Genomic DNA, 24,034 nt, shown 5'->3' with positions numbered 1-24,034 from the left:
CCCATCGTTCGTTACAGTTACCGGCATGTCAGGCAGCAGGTTGCTGGCTGAGACATCTGTGGTGGCATGAAGTTCGATCCACAGAAAGCTAAGGGTATAGTAACTAACACAATGATTCACCTTGTGACGCTGGATAATTAGTGCTTATTTTAACAACTGAGTGACACACGCGGCTTCGCTGCGTCGAATTATGGTTAAACAATGAACAAAAAAGCCTTTTACGAGGATTTAAATCGCGATGCGCGTGCGCTGCTGGCGGGTGAAACCTCTTTCCTCGCCGCGCTGGGTAATTGCAGCGCGTTACTGTTTGAACGCCTGGAAGGCGTCAACTGGGCAGGTTTTTATTTGCTGACTGAAGCGAATACGCTGGTACTGGGTCCCTTCCAGGGCAAAATTGCCTGTGTGCGTATTGCGGTAGGCAAGGGTGTTTGTGGCACGGCGATTGCAGAAGAGAAAGTGCAGCGCGTGGAAGATGTGCACGCTTTCCCCGGTCATATCGCCTGTGACGCCGCCAGTAATGCGGAAATCGTGATTCCTCTGAAAGTGAATGGCACGTTAGTCGGTGTGCTGGACATCGACAGTACGGTTTATTCTCGCTTCGATAGTGAGGATGAAGCGGGGCTGGTGGCCCTTACTGACGGGCTTTGTGAAGTACTGGCGGGCAGCGACATTGAAAAATTTCTTCAACTGACGCGCAGCTAATCGACTGGATCACATAGCATTTGGCGATGTTGTCATTATAATGTCGCCTGTTCATGCCTGCTCTGGTCGGCAAACCCGTTGTAATCAGGAAATTTCATGGAAAATCAACCTAAGTTGAATAGCAGTAAAGAAGTGATCGCCTTTCTGGCGGAGCGTTTTCCGCACTGCTTTAGCGCCGAAGGTGAAGCGCGTCCGCTCAAAATCGGTATCTTTCAGGATCTGGTCGAGCGTGTTCAGGGCGATATGGGCCTGAGCAAGACGCAACTGCGTTCGGCCTTACGTCTTTATACCTCAAGCTGGCGTTACCTTTACGGCATTAAAGCGGGTGCCATCCGTGTTGACCTCGACGGCAACGCCTGTGGCGTGCTGGATGAGCAACATGTTGAACATGCGCGCAAACAGCTGGAAGAAGCGAAAGCGCGTGTTCAGGTTCAGCGCGAGCAGCAAAAAGCGAAGAAACGTGAAGCAGGTGAAGAGACGGGCGAACGTCGTCCGCGCAAACCGGCTCCGCGCAAAACCGCTGAAGGTGATGCGCCGCGTAAACCGCGTCCGCAGGCACCGCGTGCGGCTTCTGCTGAACGTAATGCTGCGCCACGCCCACCGCGAGCCAAACCCATCACTGATACCTCAACTTTGCAACCCGGCCAGAATATTAAAGTTAAAGCAGGCAAAAGTGCGATGGACGCAACCATTCTTGAAATTACTAAAGATGGCGTTCGGGTACAGCTCGCTTCCGGCATGGCAATGATTGTGCGCGCAGAACATTTGCAGTTCTGAAACGGAGGCTGACCCTGGCATGAACAATATTTTTAAGATCGGTATGATCGCGGGCCTGCTGCTGGCAGGCCCCAGTTTTGCCGCGGATAACATTACCCGCGCAGACCAGATTCCCCAGTTACACGAAGAACCACAGCATCCCACCGTCAGTGAACGCGTTACCTCGCGTTTTACCCGTTCGCATTATCGCCAGTTCGATCTGAATCAGGATTTTTCTGCGAAAATTTTTGATCGCTACCTGAATCTGCTCGATTACAACCACAATGTGCTGCTGGCTTCAGATATCGCGCAGTTTGCCGATAAGAAGACCACGCTGGGTGATGAACTGCGCAGCGGCAAGCTGGATGTTTTTTACGATTTATACAATCTGGCGCAGAAACGCCGCTTTGAGCGCTATCAGTACGCGCTGAGCGTGCTGAATCGCCCGATGAACTTTACCGGCAATGACACCATCGACATTGATCGCAGCAAATCACCGTGGCCGAAAAGCACCGATGAGCTGAATGCGCTGTGGGATGCGAAGGTCAAATTTGATGAGCTGAGCCTCAAGCTGACCGGTAAAGATGACAAAGAAATTCGCGACACGCTGACCAAGCGTTATAACTTTGCTATCCGTCGTCTGGCGCAGAGCAACAGTGAAGACGTGTTCCAGCTGGCGATGACCGCCTTTGCACACGAAATCGATCCGCATACCAACTATCTGTCACCGCGTAACACCGAGCAATTCAATACCGAGATGAGCCTGTCACTGGAAGGCATTGGTGCTGTGTTGCAGATGGATGATGATTATACGGTAATCAATTCGATGGTAGCGGGTGGTCCGGCGGCGAAGAGCAAATCGATCAGCGTAGGCGATCGTATTGTCGGCGTGGCTCAACCCGGTAAACCGATGGAAGATGTCATCGGCTGGCGTCTCGATGATGTGGTAGCCAAAATCAAAGGGCCGAAAGGCAGCAAAGTGCGGCTGGAAATCCTGCCTGCTGGCAAAGGGACCAAAACCCGCATTGTGACCCTGACGCGTGAGAAAATCCGCCTGGAAGACCGCGCGGTGAAAGGCACGGTGCAGACCGTCGGCAAAGAAAAAGTCGGCGTGCTGGATATCCCGGGCTTCTACGTGGGCCTGACGGATGACGTGAAAGTACAGCTGCAGAAACTGCAGAAGCAGAATGTCGATAGCATCGTGATTGACCTGCGTACCAACGGCGGCGGCGCACTGACTGAAGCGGTATCGCTTTCAGGTCTGTTTATTCCGAGTGGCCCGGTTGTGCAGGTGCGTGACAACAATGGTCGCGTGCGTCAGGACAGTGATAATGACGGCATCGTGTACTACAAAGGCCCATTGGTGGTGCTGGTGGATCGCTTCAGTGCTTCCGCGTCTGAGATCTTTGCCGCCGCCATGCAGGATTATGGCCGTGCGCTGATTGTCGGGGAGCCGACTTTCGGTAAAGGTACCGTGCAGCAATATCGTTCGCTGAACCGTATCTACGATCAGATGCTGCGTCCGGAATGGCCTGCACTGGGTTCTGTCCAGTACACCATTCAGAAGTTCTACCGTATCAATGGCGGCAGTACTCAGCGTAAAGGCGTCACGCCGGATCTGCTGATGCCGACCGGCGTTGAAGCGGCAGAGACCGGTGAGAAATTTGAAGATAACGCCTTACCGTGGGATAGCGTCAATGCCGCGACCTACACCAAAACGGGTGATATCACTCCGCTGGTACCGGAACTGACTAAAGAGCATGACGATCGCATCGCCAAAGATCGTGAGTTCCAGTACATCATGAAAGATATTGCGCGCTTCAACGCGACCAAAGACAAACGCAATATCGTGTCCCTCAATCTTGTTCAGCGCGAGAAAGAGAACCATGATGAAGATGCATTACGTCTGGAACGCATCAACGCGCGTTATCAGGCGGAAGGCAAACCGCAGCTGAAGAGCCTCGACGATCTGCCGAAGGATTACAAAGAGCCGGATCCGTATCTGGATGAAACGGTGAAAATTGCCAATGACCTGGCGCAGCTGGAGAAATCCCAGCCGCAGGCAGCGGGCAGTAAATAATCGTTACGCGCAAATCACAAGCACCGCTCAATGCGGTGCTTTTTTTTATCCCTTAATCCGCTTAATGTTTGCCAGGCGCAGAGACATTACTGAATGTAAAGTTATGTCTTTTTAGACACTTAAAGATTAAGGTTGCTTGAAATGCTGCGTAATGACCCTAGGATGTATATCCGCGTATAAGCGCGAGCACAACTGAGGAAGATTAACGTTTATGATGCGTATTGCTCTTTTCCTGATCACCAACCTGGCGGTGATGTTGGTTTTCGGACTGATTCTCAGTCTGACAGGAATCCAGTCAAGCAGTGTTCAGGGTCTGATGATTATGGCAGGTCTGTTTGGCTTTGGCGGTGCGTTTGTTTCACTGCTGATGTCTAAATGGATGGCGTTGCGTTCGGTCGGTGGTGAAGTGATTGAACAACCCCGTAACGAAACGGAACGCTGGCTGATGGACACCGTTGGCCGCCAGGCTCAGCAGGCCGGCATTGCGATGCCGCAGGTTGCCATTTATCACGCGCCCGATATCAACGCCTTTGCCACCGGTGCACGTCGCGATGCATCGCTAGTGGCGGTATCCACCGGGCTGTTACAAAACATGAGTCGTGATGAAGCAGAAGCGGTGCTGGCCCATGAAATCAGCCATATCGCTAACGGCGACATGGTCACCATGACGCTGATTCAGGGGATCGTGAACACCTTCGTGATCTTCATTTCACGTATCATTGCCCAGGTGGCTTCCGGTTTCCTGTCGGGCAACCGTGATGGTGAAGAAAGTAGCAACGGTAACCCGCTGGTCTACTTTGCCGTTGCCACCGTGCTGGAGCTGGTATTCGGCATTCTCGCCAGCATCATCACTATGTGGTTCTCGCGTCATCGTGAGTTCCATGCCGATGCAGGGTCAGCGAAGCTGGTCGGTCGTGAGAAGATGATTGCCGCGTTGCAGCGTTTGAAAACCAGCTATGAACCGCAGGAGCCGAGCAGCATGATGGCCTTCTGTATCAATGGTAAAGGTAAATCGCTCAGCGAGCTGTTTATGTCACATCCGCCGCTGGATAAGCGTATCGAAGCGTTACGCAGCGGTGCATATCTGAAGTAATAGCAACAACGAAAAGGGCGCCTCAGCAGGCGCCCTTAGTTTTTATGATTCGGCAGTTTCACGCGATTGTGTCATGCGCGCCATACTCACCACCGCAGCGACGCTTGAAAAGACACCAGCCAGAATCAGCGAGGCATGAGTCCCGCTTTCACTGAACAGGTTGAACATCAACGCCACCAGCGCGGCACCGCTGCTTTGTCCCAGCAAACGTGCGGTTCCTAACATACCGCTGGCACCACCGCTGCGATTACGCGGTGCGGAGGAGATAATGGTGTGATTGTTAGGCGACTGGAACAGGCCAAAACCCGCACCGCACAGCATCATGCGCCAGATAATATCGGCATCGGCTGGCTGCGCGGGCAGCAGGGCCAGCAGAAACAAACCGGCCGCAAACATCGCCAGTCCCAGCCCACCCAGCAGACCCGCATGTACCTTCTCAATCAGACGACCGGCAATTGGGGCCATTACCATCGTTGCCAGCGGCCAGGGAGTCAACAGCAGGCCGGTGGCCACTTCATCACGTCCCAGCACGTTTTGCAGGAAGAAAGGTAGCGAAACCATTGCCAGCATCTGGGCGCAGAATGAACAGATAGAGGTGCCGAGAGAGAGTGTGAAAATGGGGATGCGCAGCAGATCCACCGGCAGCAGCGGTACCGGCATCGCTAACTGGCGACGAATAAACACCACGCCCACCAACAGCAGCGCCACGACTTCACCCAGCGTCAGCCAGTGATTTTGACCCTGCGCAAAACCACTCAGCGCCGAGATCAACAAGCCAAAGAACAGCGCGTTCATGATGGCACTGGCCACGTCAAACTTCTGCTGCTTCGCTTTCTGCTGGTTATCCGGCAGGAAACGCAGTGCCAGCCACAGAGCAATAATCCCCAGCGGCACGTTGATCAGGAACAGCCATTTCCAGCTGGCAACCGATAAAATAGCAGCTGCTACCGTCGGGCCTGCGGCGGTGGACACGGCCACGATCAACGAGTTGATCGCCATGCCGCGCCCAAGGAAGCGCTGTGGATAGATGATGCGTATCAGTGCGGTGTTAACGCTCATCAGTGCAGCGCCACCGAATCCCTGAAGTACACGGGCAAGGGTGAGCATATTCAGTGACGACGACAGCGCACAGAATAGCGATGTCGCGATAAACAGCGCCAGGCCAGCCTGATAGACCCGGCGGTAACCGAGCATGTCACCGAGAAACGACAGCGAAAGCAGCGAGATCACGATGGCGATTTGATAGGCGTTGACAATCCATATCGATTCAGCCGGACTGGCGTTTAATTCGCGTGAGATGGTGGGCAAGGCGACGTTAGCAATCGCGCCATCTAACACCGCCATCATAATGCCAAGCGCAATAGTAATGATTGCGCCATAACGTTGTGGAACGGGTAAACCATCCTGAAGTGAGGTTGCGGACATAGAAGGAATAAGTGAAGTAAGTGAATATCATCATGCTAATCAATTCTATGCCGGAAAGCATCGCATTACATGACAAAAAAGTATCTGTGAATGTGTCGCTTAGTGCTGTGCATTGCCGCCTGCGGCCTGAAACGCATATACTGGCGCTTCTGTTCCGTTTTTTTTGAAACAACCTTATAAAAGGATACGCGATGGCGAACGCTGATAACGATAAACAGCCCGATTCCGTCTCTTCGGTGATGAAGGTGTTTGGTATTTTGCAGGCGCTGGGGGAAGAGCGTGACCATGGCATTACCGAGCTTTCTCAGCGCGTGATGATGTCAAAAAGCACCGTCTATCGCTTTTTACAGACCATGAAGTCGCTGGGCTATGTGGCACAGGAAGGTGAAACGGAAAAATACTCGCTGACGCTCAAGTTATTCGAATTGGGTGCCAAGGCGCTGCAAAATGTTGACCTGATTCGTAGTGCTGATGTGCAGATGCGTGAGCTGTCACGCCTGACCAAAGAGACCATCCACCTTGGTGCGCTGGAAGAAGACAGCATTGTCTATATTCATAAAATCGACTCGCTCTACAACCTGCGCATGTATTCGCGGATTGGTCGCCGTAATCCGCTGCACACCACAGCAATTGGCAAAGTCTTGCTGGCGTGGCGCGATCGCAGCGAAGTGCAGGAGATCCTGCGTGAAGTAGAATTTCGTCGCAGCACCGCCAATACCATCGTCAGCGCTGAGGCGTTACTGAAGGTGCTTGACCAGGTGAAAGTGCAGGGCTTCGGTGAAGATAATGAGGAGCAGGAAGAGGGGTTGCGTTGCATTGCGGTGCCGGTGTTTGACCGCTTTGGCGTCGTCATTGCCGGTCTGAGCATTTCATTCCCGACGATTCGTTTCTCGGAAGATGGCAAAAACGAGTATGTTGCCATGCTGCATCGTGCCGCGCGTGCTGTCTCTGAACAGATGGGCTATCACGATTATCCCTTTTAAGCCGATGCGATAAACGGGCTGCGTTACCAGCCCGTTTACGGATCAGTTATCGACCACTTCACCGCTCTTTTTCAGCAGCGGGCAGTCTGTCACGCCGACGATACCGCTATCGGTATGCAGATACTGCGCAGTGATCATGCCACGTGCTGTCAGGTAGCTGCATTGCAGACCGAGTCCAGCCGCATTTTTATTGCTGCCGGTTAACACGCCATAGCCCGTGAATAACATTGCCAGCCAGATAACGGCGATGACCACTATCGCCCGGATAAATAGTTTCATTTTGTCTCCATGTGATACATAACGCAGCTGTCCAGATGTTGCTGCCATCTCTATAGTAGCAGCATGCCTCGCTTTCCTCGCCAGATCGATCAGAGATAACTGAAAGATGCCGCACAGGAAATTCTGCTTTCCGTTCGTGCCCATTATCTTTTGCCGTCGCAAGGCGTAGAATCAGCAGCTGAGTGAGTATTTGACATTAATCAGTAATCTGAGGCAGTTATGAATGAGTTAGCCGCAAATCCCAGTCCGCTGTTCAGCTATGGCGTACTGGCCATCATTATCGTTGTGGCCTTTATCGCCTGGTTCTTTGTGAATCGAGCCAGCGTGCGTGCCAGTGAGCAGATCCAATTGCTGGAAGCGCTGCTGGAAGAACAAAAGAAACAAAATGCGCTACTACGCCGTCTGGCCGATGCACAGCCGGACACCGCAACAAAAAGCGAAGAAGAGAGTGAAAAGCGCGATTTTATTCGCTTGATCCCGGAACGTTAATTATCGAATGGAGAGGTAATGGCCTGGCAGAACCCCTGGTACGATGCGGCAAAAATGCACCACACGCCGCAGGGCTTCCGTAATCCGGAAGAGGAGTTACGGCATCCTGGGGATTTACAACGCTGGCGGCGTGAGCGCAAAGAGCAGGGGTTACCTCTGCCACCGCAGGCGGGTTATCCGGCATTTATCAGTGACTGGTGCCAGCCGGTTGATTTAAGTGGTGATGACGATCGTATCTGGTGGCTGGGCCATGCCGCCTTACTTCTGCGTGTTAATCAACGTTACGTGCTGATTGACCCGGCTCTGTCACAACGCGCGTCACCGCTGCCGTTTGTGGGTCCACAACGTAAAACCCCGGCACCACTCAGCGTTGCGCAGTTACCGCATCTCGACTACGTGCTGATCTCGCACAATCACTATGATCATCTGGATCGCCCGACGGTGAAACGCATCGCGCGACAATTTCCGCAGGCGCATTTTTTGGTGCCGCTCGGTATGGAAGATTGGTGCCGTCGCCGGGGCGTCCGTCATGTGACCCAACTGGACTGGTGGCAAAGTATTGAGCTGGCCGGTATCCACTTTACTGCGGTACCTGCACGTCACTGGAGTATGCGTTCTTTCTTTGATCGTAACCGATCCCTGTGGTGTGGCTGGGTGGTCAGGAATACCACGTTAAACTTCTGGTTTTCGGGTGACAGTGGTTACAGTGAAAATCTCACGGCCATCGCGCAAAAGCTGGGGCCATTTAACCTTGCCGCCTTGCCGATCGGTGCTTACGCACCAAAATGGTTCATGCGCGGTCAGCATATGGACCCGGATCAGGCGGTGCAGCTGTGGCAGCAAATTGGCAGGCCAGTAACCATCCCTATTCACTGGGGAGTGTTTGAACTTGCAGATGAATCGCTGGATGAACCGCCCGCAGTGCTGGTACAGGCACTGCGCAATGCAGGGGAGACGGGGAGCGACTTTGCGCCGTGGAGAATAGGTGAGAGCCGCAATTTGCCGAATATCGATTCAGATTTGTCCTAAGCCCATTTTGTTAAATCTCGTCAGCTGGTGCGTTTTTTTAACATTTAATTGTTGTGACGTTAGAAAAAAATGAGATAAATGCCAAATCAAATTTGTGCTTATATTTGGGGCAGGCAGGTTTATATTTTCCTGATTTTGGTGCAAAACTATTAATAAGCTGTACTGAATAAAAACTATTGTACAGGATTTGCGCGGTGCACATATGTTGCGTCAGACGTTAACATTTTGGTGGATTACATTATCTATGCCATATTTTTGCAATATTTTTTGCGTATGTTTATCCGTTTAAATAGTGGCGAATTGGACAGTTTATCCTAATTCGACTACAACAATTTTTGGCTGTAATGATACTGATCAATAACCTTTTTTTGTGCAGTAGCGGTAAACGGCGGCGGAAGCGAAACAGGTAAACTGTGTGCCCTGGCTAGCAATTATGTGCGGCAAGTCGATGACCTTTTAAAAATGGCTTGCCATTAATTTGCGGATATGTGATAACGAATCGTGGGTTAAACGAGGTACAGTTCTGTTTATGTATGGCATCTTCAGTAAAGAAGTTACGAGTAAAGACGTTGACGTTGAATACCGCTTCCTTGCCGAAACCTTAAATTAGTGCCTCATGCAGTAAATGTCTCTGGTTTCTCTGTAAGTCTGCCTTCGGGCAATATAAACACTCTAAGGAATTTGCAAAAATGGCAAAAATTAAAGGTCAGGTTAAGTGGTTCAACGAGTCTAAAGGTTTTGGTTTTATCACCCCTGCTGACGGTAGCAAAGATGTGTTCGTACACTTCTCTGCAATCCAGGGCAATGGTTTTAAAACTCTGGCCGAAGGCCAAAACGTTGAATTCGAAATCCAGGATGGCCAGAAAGGCCCTGCAGCAGTTAACGTCACTGCTATCTGATTTCGTCGCCAGGCTGGGTGCCATGCACCGCTGAAACGAATCCTAAAGCCCCGGTCACTGACCGGGGCTTTTCTTTGTCCTTTCTGTTACCAGATGATCAGGGTACACTGCGCCGCGAATCGCTAACCCGGAGTTATCTATGTCTTTGATTTGCCCCCTTTGTCACCAGCCACTTCTGTTGCAGGCCACCAGCTACCGCTGTGATGCCGGCCATCAGTTCGATCAGGCCAAAGAAGGGTATGTCAATCTGCTGCCTGTACAGCATAAAGGTTCTCGCCAGCCAGGTGACAGCCCGGAAATGCTGCTGGCAAGACGTGAGTTTCTCGACGCCGGATATTATCAGCCATTACGCGATCACCTTGCCTCATGGCTGGCGCAGCGTCTGCAGGGTGCCTCCGCGCAACTGCTGGATATTGGCTGTGGTGAGGGCTACTACACCGCAGCCATGGCGGCTGCGCTGCCGTCAGCGCAGGTCTGTGGCCTGGACGTGGCGAAGGCAGCCATTCGCATGGCGGCGAAGCGTTATCGCTCAGTAAAGTTTTGCGTGGCTTCAAGCCAGCGCCTGCCATTCGCCGATGCCTCACTGGACGCGATTGTGCGCATTTATGCGCCCTGCAATGAAGACGAACTCAGCCGGGTGATAAAGCCGGGTGGCTATCTGCTGACGGTGACCCCTGGCCCGCATCATTTACAGCAATTTAAAGCGTTAATTTATCGCGAAGTGCAACTGCATGTGGCGGAGGAGAAGGCGTATACCGGTTTTCATCAGGTTGAACAGCAAAATCTGGCGTACACCATGACACTGAGCGGCAAAGCGGCAACCACCTTGCTGCAAATGACACCTTTCGCCTGGCGTGCGCGTGAAGACGTGTGGCAAACCCTGGCAGAGGCGACTGAGTTCAGTTGTGACGCGGATTTCACCCTGACACTTTGGCAGCGTGATTAACGCGCTTCCACCAGCGTGTTGTAGATGCGTTCTAAATCGTCGAGTTGTTTCACCGCAATCAGCAGACGTCGCTGCTCCAGTTGCATCACCAGGATGCCATCTTCGGACAGGTTCATACTTTGGATGCGGTGATAATCAATCCAGACCCCAGCGAAAAACAGGCCGTCGTTTTTCATCAGCAGTTTCGGACTGCGCAGCCAGAACAGCCAGACAGCCATAAAACTCAGTACCATCAGCAGGGTAGTGGTCAGTTGCGGCCCCTGATGGCTGACGTTGTTCCAGAGCAGAATCATTAACAGCACGATAAAGATAGCGCTATCGATTTTATGACGGCGACGCAGTGCCACCCGCAATTTGGTGGGGCCCTTACGGCGCGGCAGAATGGCTTCATCGTAGATGGCGAACAGCAGCAGTCCCGCAATCAGCAGGACAATCAGGGCGTCAGTCAGTGACATGATGATTCCTTAACAGAAGTTACCTGAACGTTGGCGCTCAGGTAACGTCAATAAGCAGCCGGGAGACATGCTCCCGGCTAAGTCTTTTACAGGCCGAGCAAACCGATCCAGTAACCGAAAATACCAATCGCAAAGAAGCCGACGATAATCCACAGGGCGTTAACTTTACGGCGCAGCAGCCACATACAGCCGAAGGTTAACAGCAGTGGGATCAGGCCCGGCATCAACTGGTCAAGAATCGACTGCACCGTGGTAACGGTGGTTTTACCGGTCTGGTCAGTGATGCGCGAGACCACCAGCGGCACATTGACATGTGTCCATTTGTTGACCAAAGCCCCCATGACAAACAGGCCGAGGATGGACGCTCCTTCCGTCAGTTTTTGCAGGAAGCCGCCGCCCATATCGCTAACGATATCCACCCCTTTACGGTAACCGTAAGCCACGCCGTAATAACGGGTAAGCAAACGCGCGATATTGAACAACAGGAAAAACAACAGTGGGCCAAGCAGGCTACCGCTCATGGCGATCCCGGCACCTAACGCCGCAAACACCGGACGCACTGTACCCCAGAAAATCGGGTCACCAACACCGGCCAGCGGGCCCATCAGGCCAACTTTGATACCGTTGATGGCACCATCATCAATGGCTGCACCATTGGCACGTTGTTCTTCCATCGCCATGGTGACACCGAGTACCGGTGCTGCCACAAACGGGTGGGTATTGAAGAACTCCAGGTGGCGTTTGATGGCCTGTTTACGGTCATCATTGTTTTCCGGATAAAGACGACGGATCACCGGCACCATTGAGAAGCAGAAGCCCAGCGCCTGCATACGTTCAAAGTTCCACGAACCCTGAAACAGGTTGGAGCGCAGGAACACACCACGGACATCGCCGGGGGTGAGTTTCTTTTGAGACTGAGTTGTATCAACCATGATGTCACCTGTTCCTTAATCGAGTTCGTTGTCGAGGTCGTTTTGCGCAGGACCGGCCGCAGCAGCGCCCGCAACACGGTTATATTTCGGCGCCAGCTGGATATACAGCACTGCCATCACCACACCAATCACGCCCAGTGCCACCAGGTTGAAGTTGGTGAAGGCGGCAGTCACGAAGCCGAGGTAGAAGAACGGCATCAGGTAGCCCGCACGCATCATGTTGATTACCATCGCATAACCAACCACCACGATCATGCCACCGGCGATGTTCAGGCCATTAGTTACCACTTCCGGAATCGAACTCAGCAGGGTATGAACCGCGCTGGTGCCGACCGAAATGGCGACGATTAACGCCGGAATCGCGATACGCATCGCCTGCAACAGCAGAGCGGAAACGTGAATCCACGAAATCGCCGACAGATTACCTTTCTCGGCCGCTTTATCGGCCGCGTGCTGGAAGGCTACGGTGATAGTACGAACGATAATGGTCAGTACCTGGCCAGCGGCTGCCAGAGGAATTGCCAGCGCGATACCTGCACCGACGCTCTGACCACCGGCAATAACCAGAATGGTTGAGATGATGGAGGCGAGGGCAGCATCGGGGGCCACGGCGGCACCGATGTTCATCCAGCCGAGTGCAATCATTTCCAGCGTACCACCGATGATGATGCCGGTTTTCATATCGCCGAGCACCGCACCAATCAGGGTACAGGCCACCAACGGACGGTGGAACTGGAACTCATCAAGAATCGAACCCATCCCGGCGATACAGGCCACAATAAATATCAAAACGATTTGTAGCGAGGTTATCTCCATTGCATTTCTCCTAAGCAAAGGTCACGAATTTTCGCCCACGTACGCAGGCGCAGATGGCGAATTACGGATTTACCTTCGCAATCAGGTCCATCATTTTCAGTTTCGGGTCGTTAGAAACTTTGCGCACTTCCAGTTCAATACCCCGATCATTGAGTTTGCGGAAAGCGGCAATATCCTTTTCATCGACAGAGACCGCGTTGTTGACCTGAGTCTTGCCCTGACGGAACGCCATCCCGCCGATATTGACGGATTTGATATCCACACCCTGTTCAACAATACGCTCCACATCGGTAGGGTTGGTGAACAGCAGCATGACGCGATCGCGACCATATTTCGGGTTGTTCCAGACGCGGATCATTTTGTCGACGTCCACCACATGCGCGGTGACGCCGGGAGGGGCGACCTGGGTGAGCAGTGTTTTACGCACATGGTCGTTGGCAACTTCATCGCTGACGACAATGATGCGTGTGACGTTGGTTTCCTTGGTCCAGCGGGTAGCGACCTGGCCATGAATCAGACGGTCATCAATACGCGCCAGACCAATCTTCATATGCTCGCCAGGGGCCAGCGGTTTCTGCGGCTGCGGTGCGGCTTTGGCGGCCGGTGCAGCGGGAGCGGGTTCTGCCGTTTCGGTTTTCAGCGCTTTCACGCCTTCACGACCGGCTTCGACCGCGATGTGAATTAACTCCTCCAGTGAGGGATTGTCATCACGTCCCATCAGGGTTTCTACCAGCATCGGAATGTTGACACCGGCGATGACATCATAATCCGGTTTATCTACCACGATGCGGCTTGCCGCGTTGAAGGGACTGCCACCCCAGGTATCAACCAGGAACAGCACACCTTTTGAGGTGTCCATATTCACCAGTCGTGCCTGATACTTTTCTATTAGCGTTTCTGCATTTTCGCCGGGAACGAAATCAATCCATCCGACATTTTCCTGCTCACCCAACAGCATTTCTGCTGTTTTTAGCAGTTGTTCTGCCGCCCAGCCATGTGTACCAATTACAATAGCAATGGTCACTTGCTACCTCCGTTCGCATGAGAGATTCTCTGGCTTTGCCGGGAATCGATGAAAATTACCGTTGTTGATTCATGTGGATCGTTTCGGGCTAAGATGAAGAAAAGCATCGATTAATAAGCCAAAACTTTCCGCTGCACAGCGATAAGGTCGCGATTTATTTTAGTGAGTGAAAAAATAATTTATGTGATGTTTGTCAGTTATTGAGAGCGTAACGGGGTTTATTTGTGCTTTTATCTCTCCTCCTTTCAGGCTGTTACTGTTTGTAAATGTAAGAAAATTTTTTGACGCCAGAAATGTAACTGATACATTAACGTTCTGTTTATTCCTCAGGAGTACCGGGCTTTAGCTCACCTTTATGGACCGTCACCGACGTCGCTTCACACTTTCTCCGCGCCCGCTGGCGCAAGCTTTCACGCCTTCCGGCGTTATCCAACCCGTTAACGACCTGCTGTCTCGCTTCACTGCGCAGGCCCGATCGCATGTGCGCATTTCCCTGGTAAGGAGTCATTGATGGAATTTCTCTTCGACCCCTCAATCTGGGCGGGTTTGCTGACGCTTATCGTGCTGGAAATTGTTCTCGGCATCGATAACCTGGTTTTTATCGCCATTCTGGCGGACAAACTGCCACCGAAGCAGCGTGATAAAGCGCGTCTGATCGGTCTGTCGCTGGCATTAGTGATGCGACTTGGCCTGCTGTCACTCATCTCCTGGATGGTGACATTGACGCGACCCCTATTCAGCGTAGGCGATTTCAGCTTTTCCGGGCGCGATTTAATTCTGCTGGCCGGTGGTGTCTTCCTGTTGTTCAAGGCAACGATGGAACTGCACGAGCGACTGGAAAACCGCCATCTGGAGCATCAGGGCAACCGCAGCTATGCCAGCTTCTGGGCGGTGGTGACGCAGATTGTGGTGCTTGACGCGGTGTTCTCACTGGATGCGGTGATCACCGCTGTGGGGATGGTGAACCATCTGCCGGTGATGATGACGGCGGTAGTGATCGCCATGGGTGTCATGCTTTTGGCCTCGAAACCGTTGACGCGTTTTGTTAACGCGCATCCCACCGTGGTGGTGCTGTGTCTCAGCTTCCTGTTGATGATCGGCCTGTCGCTGATGGCGGAAGGTTTTGGTTTCCATATTCCGAAAGGTTATCTGTATGCCGCGATTGGCTTCTCGATCCTGATCGAGCTGTTTAACCAGATTGCGCGTCGTAACTTTATTCGTCATCAGGCGCATCGTCCGATGCGTGAACGTACCGCAGAAGCGATTCTGCGTCTGATGGGTGGACGCCAGCGTAAGCAAGCCGTCAACACGGAAGAGTCAGCGCTGGTGGAGGCATTGCCGCAGGAAGCCTTTAAAGATGAAGAGCGTTATATGATCAACGGCGTGCTGACGCTGGCACAGCGTTCGATTCGCAGCATCATGACGCCACGCGGTGAAATCTCGTGGGTAGATGTGGAGCGTCCGCTGGACGAAATCCGCATTCAATTGCTGGATACACCACACAGCCTGTTCCCGGTGTGTCGTGGTGAGCTGGATGAGATCATCGGTGTGGTGCGCGCCAAAGAGTTGCTGGTCGCGCTGGAGCACGGCATGGATGTGGCGACTTTCGCTGCCAATACGCCACCGATTGTGGTGCCGGAAACGCTGGACCCGATCAACCTGTTAGGCGTATTGCGTCGTGCCAAAGGCAGCTTCGTGATCGTCACCAACGAATTTGGTGTGGTGCAGGGTCTGATTACCCCGCTTGACGTGCTGGAAGCGATTGCCGGTGAATTCCCTGACGAAGATGAAACCCCGGACATTATCGCCGATGGTGATGGCTGGCTGGTAAAAGGCGGCACCGATTTACACTCCCTGCAACAGCTGCTGGATTATCACGAGTTGGTGAAAGCAGAAGATGACCATGCGTCACTGGCGGGTCTGTTGATTGATCAGAAAGGTCAGTTGCCGGTGCCGGGAGAAGTGATTGATTTACCGCCGCTGCATTTCCAGATTATCGAAGCGACAGATTATCGGGTGGATTTGGTTCGTGTGACCCGCGATCGACCGCACGATGAGGAAGAAGAAGCCTAAAACCAAACGGCACCTGCGGGTGCCGTTTTTTATGCGCTTAACTGGGCCTGATGTTGTTCCAGCCAGTCAGGGAAATCTTCGATCGGCATTGGACGGGCATAGAAGTAGCCCTGCAAATGATCCACACCACGTTCGCGCAGATAATGCGCCTGTTCCGCCGTCTCCACGCCCTCCGCCACCAGCGCGATATTCAGACGCTGTGCCAGTGAAATCACCATATCAGTCACGGTCGCGTTAATAGCATCGGTACCGATGGCTGCGGTAAAGATCTTATCGATCTTCAGTACATCCGGCTTGAGGTCTTTCAGATAGGCCAGCGAGCTGTGTCCGGTGCCGAAATCATCAATCGCCAGCCTGACACCAATCTCATGCAATTGGGCCACCACCGACTGATCAATGATGGGTAAAGCATCGCGCTCGGTCAATTCCACCACCAGGCCCGGCAGGGGATTTGCCGGCCACCAGATGCGCTGTAAATCCTCGACGATCGCCCGATCGTGGAAATGGCTGGCGGCGACGTTAATCGCAATATGGAAGGAGGGGCAACGCGGCAGGTTCGGGAGTTCATCCACCACTTTAGCGATGACAAAACGCGTTAGCGGGGCAATTAAATTTTGTCGTTCAGCCAGCGGAATAAATACATCGGGCGCGATCCAGCCCTGGCGCGGATTATGCCAGCGCAGCAGTAATTCGATACCATCACATTCGCCGCTTTTGGCATTAATCAGCGGCTGACAATAAACCATAAATTCATTGGCGGTGATGCCATAGCTAATTTGCCAGCTAAGGCTCATGCGGTTAGCGGTCGCCAGCCAGACGATATAACCCATCAACAAGCTCAGCAGCACCGCCAGTGGTAACTGCGATGGCATGGTACTCAGCGCCAGACGGGCGGGCGAGGGGCCATACAGGGTAATGGTATAGGGGTAACGCAGAGATGCCTGGTCGTAGGCCACCTCATCTTCTGACGGCACGGTCGGCTCAATCAGGGGATTGCCATACTCCAGACTCTGGCCGCCAACGTTGAAAATGGCGCGTTCGACCCACGGCAACTGCGGTTCCAGCAGATAATTGGTCATCAGTTCGATATTAATCACCTGAAGCAGACCTTCGCGGTTATCCAGCGACTTAGGCGTCCACAACAACAGCACCGGAGAACCTTTTAACAGGTAATCATCGGTGGTTAACATCATGCGCTGATTATTAATCGCCAGTTCGGGGTAGGTCTGGCTGAAAGAAATATGACCCGGACCATAAATGCTGGAACAATACAGGATGTCGTTTTGCACCAGCTGTATTGAACGCACCGTTTGTAGCGCGGCGATTTTTTCAATCAGTGGGAAACGCACTTCGGGGCAGGATACGCCAACCAGGCCGAGGGTATTATTGGCGGAGACATCCAGCGGTGAAAACATACGGTCAAAACGTTCGATGGCGCGTGACGCAAAATCCAGTGACTGCTGCTCAATACGTGACTTCTCTTCGATATAACGAAAAGTCAGCGTAAGAATTAATACCAGCGCGGCGATCACTAACGCAATAAGCAAACGCTTACGGCGAAATTGACCAACAAATTGCTGGGCTATGAGCATCAGTAACCACCTTGCAAGGACTAAGAATAAAGCCAAAGTAACGTATAAGTTATCGGCATAGCGGCGGCCAGGTTTAGCACGGCTCAGGAAAAAAAGCGGTACTGAAAAAGCAACGCGGCCAACGAGGGCCGCGTGTAAATCACTCTATCTGGTTTAACCAGACGGAGGTAGCAGCAGTTGCATAAAAAAGTTCAATCGGTGTTTTTTTGCGCACCGAAGCAAGCTGCTGTGTCAGAGGAGAACTAGTCGCACTGCACCTTGATGGCGAGGCCGCCGCGTGAGGTTTCACGATATTTGGCGTTCATATCTTTGCCGGTCTCGTACATGGTTTCGATCACCTTATCGAGCGACACGCGCGGTTCGCTGGTACGACGCAGCGCCATACGGGCGGAGTTGATGGCTTTGACGGAGGCAATAGCGTTACGCTCAATGCAGGGCACCTGCACCTGGCCCGCTACCGGGTCACAGGTCAGACCCAGGTTATGTTCCATGCCGATTTCGGCAGCGACGCAGACCTGCTCCGGGCTGGCCCCCAGCAGCTCCGCCAGACCGGCGGCTGCCATCGAACAAGCCACGCCCACTTCCCCCTGACAACCCACTTCAGCGCCGGAAATCGACGCGTTCATTTTATACAGTACGCCGATGGCACCGGAAGCAAGGAAATAGCGGATATAAATATCCGGTGTGACGTTTTCAATAAAATGATCGTAATAAGCCAGCACCGCAGGCACGATGCCACAGGCACCGTTGGTGGGGGCAGTGACGACGCGGCCACCGGCGGCATTTTCTTCATTTACCGCCAGGGCAAACATATTGACCCAGTCGATAACATTCATCGGGTCATTGGAAAGCTTGGTCGAGGAAACCAGCAGACGGCGCAATGACGCCGCACGACGCGGCACACGCAACGGACCCGGCAGCACGCCTTCGGTGTTCAGGCCACGATCGATACAGGCCTGCATGGTTTGCCAGACGTTAGCGAAGTAGCTGTAGATTTCCTCACGGCTGTGCAGCGCCAGCTCATTTTTCATTACCAGGCCAGAGAGGGACAAGCCACTCTCACGGCAGTGGCTCAGCAAATCTTTGGCGGAGTGGAACGGCCAGGGCACCGACACCTGATCCAGCACCGGTTGGCCAAAATGTTCTTCATCGACGATAAAACCGCCACCGATGGAATAGTAGGTTTTGCTGAGAATCAGCAGATCGCCGGCAAAGGCGTACAGCGTCAGGCCATTTTCGTGCAGAGACAGGTTTTCACTGCGAAACACCATGCCGCCTTCACGCGGGAAATCCACTTCATGCGCACCGTTCGCCAGCAGCAGACGCTCGCGCTGTTCGACATCCTGAATAAATGCCGGAATGCCATCGATATCCACAGTAGCGGGTTCAGCACCGGCCAGACCCATAATGATAGCGATATCGGTATGGTGACCTTTACCGGTGAGTGACAGGGAGCCATAGACATCGACCGCAACGCGTGTGACATCCTGCAACTTACCCTGTTCGGCCAGCAGATCGACAAACTGTTTACCCGCTTTCATCGGGCCGACGGTATGCGAACTGGATGGGCCGATGCCCACTTTGAACATGTCAAAAACACTAATCACCGGTGACACTCCTCACAAATCTTATTTAGTACGGCGCAGGCCGTTTTATGCGGCTAATAGTAATCGCAGGTGCTGCAACAGGATCAGCTTTTCGCATGAAATAAACTAATTATACAGCACAGAAATAGTTATCCGTTGCTGGCGCGAAAAACAGCAAATGACAGGATGGCAAGCTGCCATGCCACAGAGGAAAATCAGGCAGGAAGGGCGATTTGCTGGCCGAGCGCGCGAATAATGCCAGCGGTCATGCCCCAGATAAAATAATCTTCATACCAGGAGAGCCAAACCTGATGCTGCCGGTGACCCCGACGCAGTGTCAGGTCGCTGTAGCGACTGAGGCGCAAAGCCTCGGCCAGTGGCATGGCAAAGGCACTTTCGACTTCGTCGGCATTGATGCTGAGCGGCAGCCCGGCGGGAATAATCCCCACCACTGGCGTCACCGCGAACCCGGTGCTGCTGGTAACGGCAGGCAACACGCCGACCACCTGCACCTGATCGGGTTGAATCCCCACCTCTTCCTGCGCCTCACGCAGGGCGGTATGGATCAGCGAGTCATCGCTGGCATCCTGCATGCCGCCGGGGAAAGCCACCTGACCGGCATGTTTACGCAGATGTGTGGATCGACGTGTCAGCAACAACCCCGGCTCGACATCGTCAATCAACGGAACCAGCACCGCAGCGCGTCGGCCGTTAATCACACTTTTCGGCGCAGCAACCGGGGGTTGCAGCACAAAACGGCTCAGAAATTGGTCGAGGGTCAGTGCTCCGTTCATCTTAAAATGGCTCCTGCAGGCTGGGCAGAATACGATTCACTTTGTGCAGCGTTTCCTGATACTCCGCCGCGACGACGCTGTCAGCCACCAGACCACCACCCGCTGCACAATACAACTGCTGATTTTCGGCAATTAGCGTGCGTATAGTGATGCTGGTATCCATACGGCCACACAGGCTGAGGTAACCAATACTGCCACACCAGGCATTGCGGCGATGAGGTTCGAGTTCTTCAATGATCTCCATCGCACGGATTTTCGGTGCGCCGGTGATGGAACCGCCCGGAAAACAGGCGCGCAACAGGTCAGTGGCGGCAAGGGTCGCCGGTAACTGTGCGCGCACCGTGCTGACCAGATGATGCACCGCAGGGAAAGGTTCCACCACAAACAGTTCCGGCACGCTGACGCTGCCCGGTTCGGCGACACGACCAATATCATTACGCAGCAGGTCAACAATCATCAGGTTCTCGGCGCGATCTTTCTCGGCGTCAGCCAGTTCCTGCGCCTGCTGACGATCGGCTTGCGGGTCGGCCATGCGCGGGCGGGTCCCTTTGATCGGTCGGGTCTCAATCACCCGTTGTTGCAGAGAAAGAAAACGCTCCGGGGACAGGCTGAGAATCGCGCTGTCCGGCAGGCGCAAAAAGGCGCTGAACGGTGCGCGATTAGTTTCGTTCAGGCGCTGAAACGCCTGCCATTCATCGCCGCGATAACTGGCCTGAAAACGCTGGGCCAGATTCACCTGGTAGCAGTCACCCGCCTGGATATAAGCCTGCACAGCGGCAAAGCGCTGAGCATACTGGTCAAAACTCAGGTTGGATTGCCAGTCACTGGTGAGGGCAAAGGGCTGAAGCGCAGGGGCGGTTTGTGCCTGTAACCACTGCCAGCGTGCCTCGGGGTCATCAAGCGCGACCAGTGTCAGTTTTTGCTGATGATGATCGGCAATTAACGCCCAGTCATAAATGCCCACCGCCATATCCGGGGTGTTGAGATCCTGTTGCGCCAGCTGTGGCAGGTGTTCGAAACGACGACCCAGATCGTAACCGAATAAACCGATCGCACCGCCCTGGAACGGTAAGTCCGCCGTAAAAGCAGGCTGAACACCGAGGGCATCACAATAGCGTTGTACCAGCGTGAGCGGATCGTCGGCTGAACTGAGCGTGGTATCCTGCTGGGTAATTTCTGTCGCCGGGCCACGGGTCACCAGGGTGACGCGCGGGTCGGCGGTCATGATATCGAAACGGTTATCGGCATGATCGGCATGGCCCGACGTCAGCAACATCGCCCATGGCTGATGAGCAAGGGTGGAAAAAAGCTGTGGCAGCGTATCCGGCGTATAATTCAGAGCGAGGGTTTTTACGATCATGGGACAAATCAGATAACAGCAACAAGGGCGTTAGCCTGACATATTTTTTTGCTGCTGGCACCTGTTTGTTCCGCATGGAATAATGCGTCCCCTTTTTCCCAGGAGCGAGTTATGTTTTCAGGTCTTCCGGCATTATCTCACGAACAGCAACAACAGGCTGTCGAGCGTATTCAGGAACTGATGGCGGGCGGTATGGCCAGCGGCCAGGCGATTGCCCAGGTGGCGCATGAAATTCGCCAGAGCCACCAGGGTGAGCAGATTCGGGCGCGTTTTGAAGACGACGAAGACGACGTCTGACGCCCGAAACGCGTTATAGCGCGGCGATGATCTTGATTTCGACTTTATATTTCGGATTCATCAGACCAGCCTGAACGGTGCAGCGCACCGGTGCGTTGCCCGGTGATACCCAGGCATCCCAGGCGCGGTTCATCGCCGGGAAGTCGGCTTTGTCGACGAGGAACAGGGTGGCGTCGAGGATTTTGCTTTTGTCGGAACCGACGCGGGTCAGAATCGCGTCAATCACCGCCAGCGCATTGGCCGTCTGCGCTTCCGCATCCTCATCAAGGTTTTCCGGTACGCTGGTGTAATACACGGTCTGGTTATGAACAACGGCTTCCGACATGCGGTGTTCCGGATCGATACGCGTAATAGTCATGATTTTCTCCTTAATTTTCGCGCTGCTAGCCTGACACATCCGCTGGTGTGCTGTCATCTGTTGTGGTCGCAGCAGTGGAATCCTGACATAATTACAGTACTTTTTGAGTAATCGGTGAGGATGTGTGGCAGACGATTTTGCAGCTGACGGCGCGCTGGCGCTGGCAATTCCCGGCTTTAAACCACGCGAAGCGCAGCGCGAGATGGCACAGGCGGTCGCTGAGGCGGTGAAAACCGGGGGTGAGCTGGTGGTGGAAGCCGGTACCGGCACCGGGAAAACCTATGCGTATCTTGCCCCCGCACTGCGTGCTGACAAAAAAGTCATTATCTCCACCGGCTCGAAAGCGTTGCAGGACCAGCTGTATAACCGCGATCTCCCCACCATTGCCCGCGCCCTGAAATTTAAAGGCAAAACCGCGCTGTTGAAAGGCCGCTCCAACTATCTGTGTCTTGAGCGGATGGAACAGCAAACGCAAACCGGTGGCGACCTCAGTGTTCAGGCGTTGGGGGATTTGATTACCCTGCGCGGCTGGTCATCAGAAACCGTTGACGGTGATATCAGCAGCTGTATCGGTGTCGCCGAAGACAGCCCGGTGTGGCCTTATGTCACCAGCACCAACGACAACTGCCTCGGCAGTGATTGCCCGCTGTATAAAGATTGCTTTGTGGTGAAAGCGCGTAAACGGGCCATGGATGCGGACGTGGTGGTGGTCAATCATCATCTTTTCCTCGCCGATTTAGTGGTGAAGGAGAGCGGCTTTGCGGAGTTGATCCCGGAAGCTGAGGTGATGATTTTCGACGAAGCGCACCAGTTACCGGATATCGCCAGCCAGTATTTCGGCCAGCAACTCTCCAGCCGTCAGCTACTCGATTTAGTCAAAGACATCATCATTGCCTACCGTACCGAAGTGCGTGATGTGCAGCAGCTACAGAAATCCGCCGACCGGCTGGCGCAATGCACCCAGGATTTCCGTCTGACGCTCGGGGATCCGGGCTTCCGAGGCAATCTGCGCGATCTGCTAAACGATAACAACGTGATGCGCATGCTGACTCTGCTGGATGATGCGCTGGAGCTTTGTTATGACGTGATCAAACTGTCGCTGGGACGCTCCGCGTTGCTGGATGCCGCCTTTGAGCGTGCCGCGCTCTACCGAACCCGCCTGAAACGTCTGCGCGCTATCGATGAACCCGGTTTTAGTTACTGGTATGAATGCTCCAGCCGACATTTCACCCTGGCGCTGACGCCGCTTTCGGTGGCGGAACGCTTCCGGGAAGTGATGGATAATCGTAAAGCCGCCTGGGTGTTCACCTCAGCCACGCTGGCGGTCAATGAACAGATGAGCCATTTCTCCAGCCGGTTGGGGGTCGATAAAGCGAAAACGCTGATCCTCAACAGCCCGTTCGATTATGCCCGTCAGGCGTTGCTGTGCGTGCCGCGCAACTTACCGGAGCCAAACCGCCCCGGAGGTGCCCGTCAGCTGGCACGGATGATGAAACCACTGATCGACGCCAATAAGGGACGTTGTTTCTTCCTCTGTACCTCACACATGATGATGCGTGAACTGGCAGCCGAATTTCGTGCCTCCATGACGCTGCCGGTGCTGTTGCAGGGCGAAACCAGCAAAGGCCAGCTGCTGAAGCAGTTTATTGAGGCGGGCAATGCCTTGCTGGTGGCCACCAGTAGTTTCTGGGAAGGGGTGGATGTGCGGGGAGATGCGCTGTCATTGGTGATCATTGATAAGCTGCCGTTTACCTCGCCGGAAGATCCGCTGCTCAAGGCGCGCATGGAAGATTGCCGTATCCGTGGCGGCGATCCGTTTAACGATGTCCAGCTGCCGGATGCGGTCATCACCCTGAAGCAAGGGGTGGGGCGCTTAATCCGTGATACCGACGACCGTGGCGTGCTGGTGATTTGCGACCAGCGTCTGGTGTCGCGTCCCTATGGTGCGCTGTTCCTCAATAGTTTGCCTCCCACGCCACGTACCCGCGATCTTGACCGCGCCATCCGCTTCGCCCGCGAGCAGGAGAGTCACTAATTTGTGCCAGGCTGTGGTAAGATGCGCGCCA

24 protein-coding genes are annotated in these 24,034 nt (G+C 53.7%); 13 read left to right on the top strand and 11 right to left on the bottom strand.

The window, feature by feature from the left end; genetic code table 11:
• The first annotated feature begins 201 nt into the window (after positions 1-201).
• The 4 genes from HA50_RS11135 (at position 202) to htpX (ending at position 4,631) form a co-directional block, all read left to right on the top strand.
• The gene (locus tag HA50_RS11135; protein WP_084875316.1) at positions 202-702 is read left to right on the top strand and encodes a GAF domain-containing protein; all 501 of its coding nucleotides are present in this window, start codon (positions 202-204) and stop codon (positions 700-702) included.
• A 96-nt stretch (positions 703-798) separates the two neighbouring features.
• A complete protein-coding gene (gene proQ, locus HA50_RS11130; protein WP_084875314.1) occupies positions 799-1,479 on the top strand; it encodes an RNA chaperone ProQ in 681 nt (226 codons plus the stop codon).
• A 19-nt stretch (positions 1,480-1,498) separates the two neighbouring features.
• Positions 1,499-3,538 (top strand): carboxy terminal-processing peptidase, encoded by a 2,040-nt coding sequence (gene prc, locus HA50_RS11125; protein ID WP_084875312.1) that lies wholly within the window; start codon positions 1,499-1,501, stop codon positions 3,536-3,538.
• Positions 3,539-3,749: 211 nt separating this feature from the next.
• The gene (htpX, locus tag HA50_RS11120; protein ID WP_021182993.1) at positions 3,750-4,631 is read left to right on the top strand and encodes a protease HtpX; all 882 of its coding nucleotides are present in this window, start codon (positions 3,750-3,752) and stop codon (positions 4,629-4,631) included.
• A gap of 42 nt (positions 4,632-4,673) precedes the next feature.
• Here the strand turns inward: htpX and HA50_RS11115 are convergent, their stop codons facing one another.
• Positions 4,674-6,056, bottom strand: coding sequence for an MFS transporter (locus HA50_RS11115; protein ID WP_084875310.1), 1,383 nt, complete (start codon positions 6,054-6,056; stop codon positions 4,674-4,676).
• A 191-nt stretch (positions 6,057-6,247) separates the two neighbouring features.
• Between HA50_RS11115 and kdgR the strand changes: the two genes are divergently transcribed.
• Positions 6,248-7,039 carry a DNA-binding transcriptional regulator KdgR gene (gene kdgR / locus HA50_RS11110; protein WP_084875308.1) on the top strand — a complete coding sequence of 264 codons (792 nt, stop codon included), beginning with the start codon at positions 6,248-6,250 and terminating at the stop codon, positions 7,037-7,039.
• Positions 7,040-7,081: 42 nt separating this feature from the next.
• On the opposite strand, the gene HA50_RS11105 is transcribed toward kdgR, so the two are convergent.
• Entirely contained in the window at positions 7,082-7,318 is a 237-nt protein-coding gene (locus HA50_RS11105) for a YobH family protein (protein WP_084875306.1), read from the bottom strand.
• Positions 7,319-7,537: 219 nt separating this feature from the next.
• Here HA50_RS11105 and HA50_RS11100 point away from each other — a divergent pair, with 219 nt between their 5' ends.
• The 5 genes from HA50_RS11100 (at position 7,538) to rlmA (ending at position 10,681) form a co-directional block, all read left to right on the top strand.
• Positions 7,538-7,807 (top strand): YebO family protein, encoded by a 270-nt coding sequence (locus HA50_RS11100; RefSeq protein WP_084875304.1) that lies wholly within the window; start codon positions 7,538-7,540, stop codon positions 7,805-7,807.
• An 18-nt stretch (positions 7,808-7,825) separates the two neighbouring features.
• Positions 7,826-8,836, top strand: a complete 1,011-nt coding sequence (locus HA50_RS11095; protein WP_084875301.1) for an MBL fold metallo-hydrolase — start codon at positions 7,826-7,828, stop codon at positions 8,834-8,836.
• Positions 8,837-9,365: 529 nt separating this feature from the next.
• Positions 9,366-9,446 carry a DUF2627 domain-containing protein gene (locus tag HA50_RS31055; protein ID WP_139810977.1) on the top strand — a complete coding sequence of 27 codons (81 nt, stop codon included), beginning with the start codon at positions 9,366-9,368 and terminating at the stop codon, positions 9,444-9,446.
• A 79-nt stretch (positions 9,447-9,525) separates the two neighbouring features.
• On the top strand, positions 9,526-9,735 hold the full coding sequence (gene cspE / locus HA50_RS11090) for a transcription antiterminator/RNA stability regulator CspE (RefSeq protein WP_001062678.1): 210 nt from the start codon (positions 9,526-9,528) through the stop codon (positions 9,733-9,735).
• A 139-nt stretch (positions 9,736-9,874) separates the two neighbouring features.
• A complete protein-coding gene (rlmA, locus tag HA50_RS11085) occupies positions 9,875-10,681 on the top strand; it encodes a 23S rRNA (guanine(745)-N(1))-methyltransferase (RefSeq protein ID WP_084875299.1) in 807 nt (268 codons plus the stop codon).
• Here rlmA and HA50_RS11080 read toward each other — a convergent pair.
• The 4 genes from HA50_RS11080 to manX all read right to left on the bottom strand — a co-directional run bounded on the left by HA50_RS11080 (position 10,678) and on the right by manX (position 13,908).
• Positions 10,678-11,136: a DUF986 family protein gene (locus HA50_RS11080; protein WP_084875297.1), complete on the bottom strand. Its 459-nt coding sequence runs from the start codon at positions 11,134-11,136 to the stop codon at positions 10,678-10,680. The genes rlmA and HA50_RS11080 overlap by 4 nt on opposite strands.
• Before the next feature lie 86 nt (positions 11,137-11,222).
• Positions 11,223-12,068, bottom strand: a complete 846-nt coding sequence (locus HA50_RS11075) for a PTS mannose transporter subunit IID (protein WP_013509404.1) — start codon at positions 12,066-12,068, stop codon at positions 11,223-11,225.
• A 15-nt stretch (positions 12,069-12,083) separates the two neighbouring features.
• Positions 12,084-12,884 (bottom strand): PTS mannose/fructose/sorbose transporter subunit IIC, encoded by an 801-nt coding sequence (locus tag HA50_RS11070; protein ID WP_084875295.1) that lies wholly within the window; start codon positions 12,882-12,884, stop codon positions 12,084-12,086.
• 61 nt (positions 12,885-12,945) lie between these two features.
• Complete coding sequence (gene manX, locus HA50_RS11065; RefSeq protein WP_084875293.1) at positions 12,946-13,908, bottom strand: PTS mannose transporter subunit IIAB; 963 nt, start codon at positions 13,906-13,908, stop codon at positions 12,946-12,948.
• Between the two features lie 510 nt (positions 13,909-14,418).
• Here manX and HA50_RS11060 point away from each other — a divergent pair.
• Positions 14,419-15,981, top strand: a complete 1,563-nt coding sequence (locus HA50_RS11060; RefSeq protein WP_084875291.1) for a TerC family protein — start codon at positions 14,419-14,421, stop codon at positions 15,979-15,981.
• A 29-nt stretch (positions 15,982-16,010) separates the two neighbouring features.
• On the opposite strand, the gene HA50_RS11055 is transcribed toward HA50_RS11060, so the two are convergent.
• The 4 genes from HA50_RS11055 to pabB form a co-directional block, all read right to left on the bottom strand.
• Complete coding sequence (locus HA50_RS11055) at positions 16,011-17,573, bottom strand: EAL domain-containing protein (RefSeq protein ID WP_084875288.1); 1,563 nt, start codon at positions 17,571-17,573, stop codon at positions 16,011-16,013.
• A 242-nt stretch (positions 17,574-17,815) separates the two neighbouring features.
• Positions 17,816-19,180 carry an L-serine ammonia-lyase gene (locus HA50_RS11050; RefSeq protein ID WP_084875287.1) on the bottom strand — a complete coding sequence of 455 codons (1,365 nt, stop codon included), beginning with the start codon at positions 19,178-19,180 and terminating at the stop codon, positions 17,816-17,818.
• Between the two features lie 194 nt (positions 19,181-19,374).
• Positions 19,375-19,953 (bottom strand): CoA pyrophosphatase, encoded by a 579-nt coding sequence (locus tag HA50_RS11045; protein WP_084875285.1) that lies wholly within the window; start codon positions 19,951-19,953, stop codon positions 19,375-19,377.
• A gap of 1 nt (position 19,954) precedes the next feature.
• Complete coding sequence (gene pabB, locus HA50_RS11040; RefSeq protein WP_084875282.1) at positions 19,955-21,313, bottom strand: aminodeoxychorismate synthase component 1; 1,359 nt, start codon at positions 21,311-21,313, stop codon at positions 19,955-19,957.
• A 111-nt stretch (positions 21,314-21,424) separates the two neighbouring features.
• Here pabB and HA50_RS11035 point away from each other — a divergent pair, with 111 nt between their 5' ends.
• Positions 21,425-21,610, top strand: coding sequence for a YoaH family protein (locus HA50_RS11035; protein WP_084875280.1), 186 nt, complete (start codon positions 21,425-21,427; stop codon positions 21,608-21,610).
• Positions 21,611-21,623: 13 nt separating this feature from the next.
• Here the strand turns inward: HA50_RS11035 and HA50_RS11030 are convergent, their stop codons facing one another.
• Positions 21,624-21,968, bottom strand: a complete 345-nt coding sequence (locus HA50_RS11030; RefSeq protein WP_084875278.1) for a RidA family protein — start codon at positions 21,966-21,968, stop codon at positions 21,624-21,626.
• Positions 21,969-22,092: 124 nt separating this feature from the next.
• Here HA50_RS11030 and HA50_RS11025 point away from each other — a divergent pair, with 124 nt between their 5' ends.
• Positions 22,093-24,003 (top strand): DNA repair helicase YoaA, encoded by a 1,911-nt coding sequence (locus HA50_RS11025; RefSeq protein WP_084875276.1) that lies wholly within the window; start codon positions 22,093-22,095, stop codon positions 24,001-24,003.
• Positions 24,004-24,034: the final 31 nt, after the last annotated feature.

The organism is Pantoea cypripedii, assembly GCF_002095535.1.
Classification (GTDB): domain Bacteria; phylum Pseudomonadota; class Gammaproteobacteria; order Enterobacterales; family Enterobacteriaceae; genus Pantoea; species Pantoea cypripedii.
This window is presented reverse-complemented; position numbering and strand designations above follow the sequence as displayed.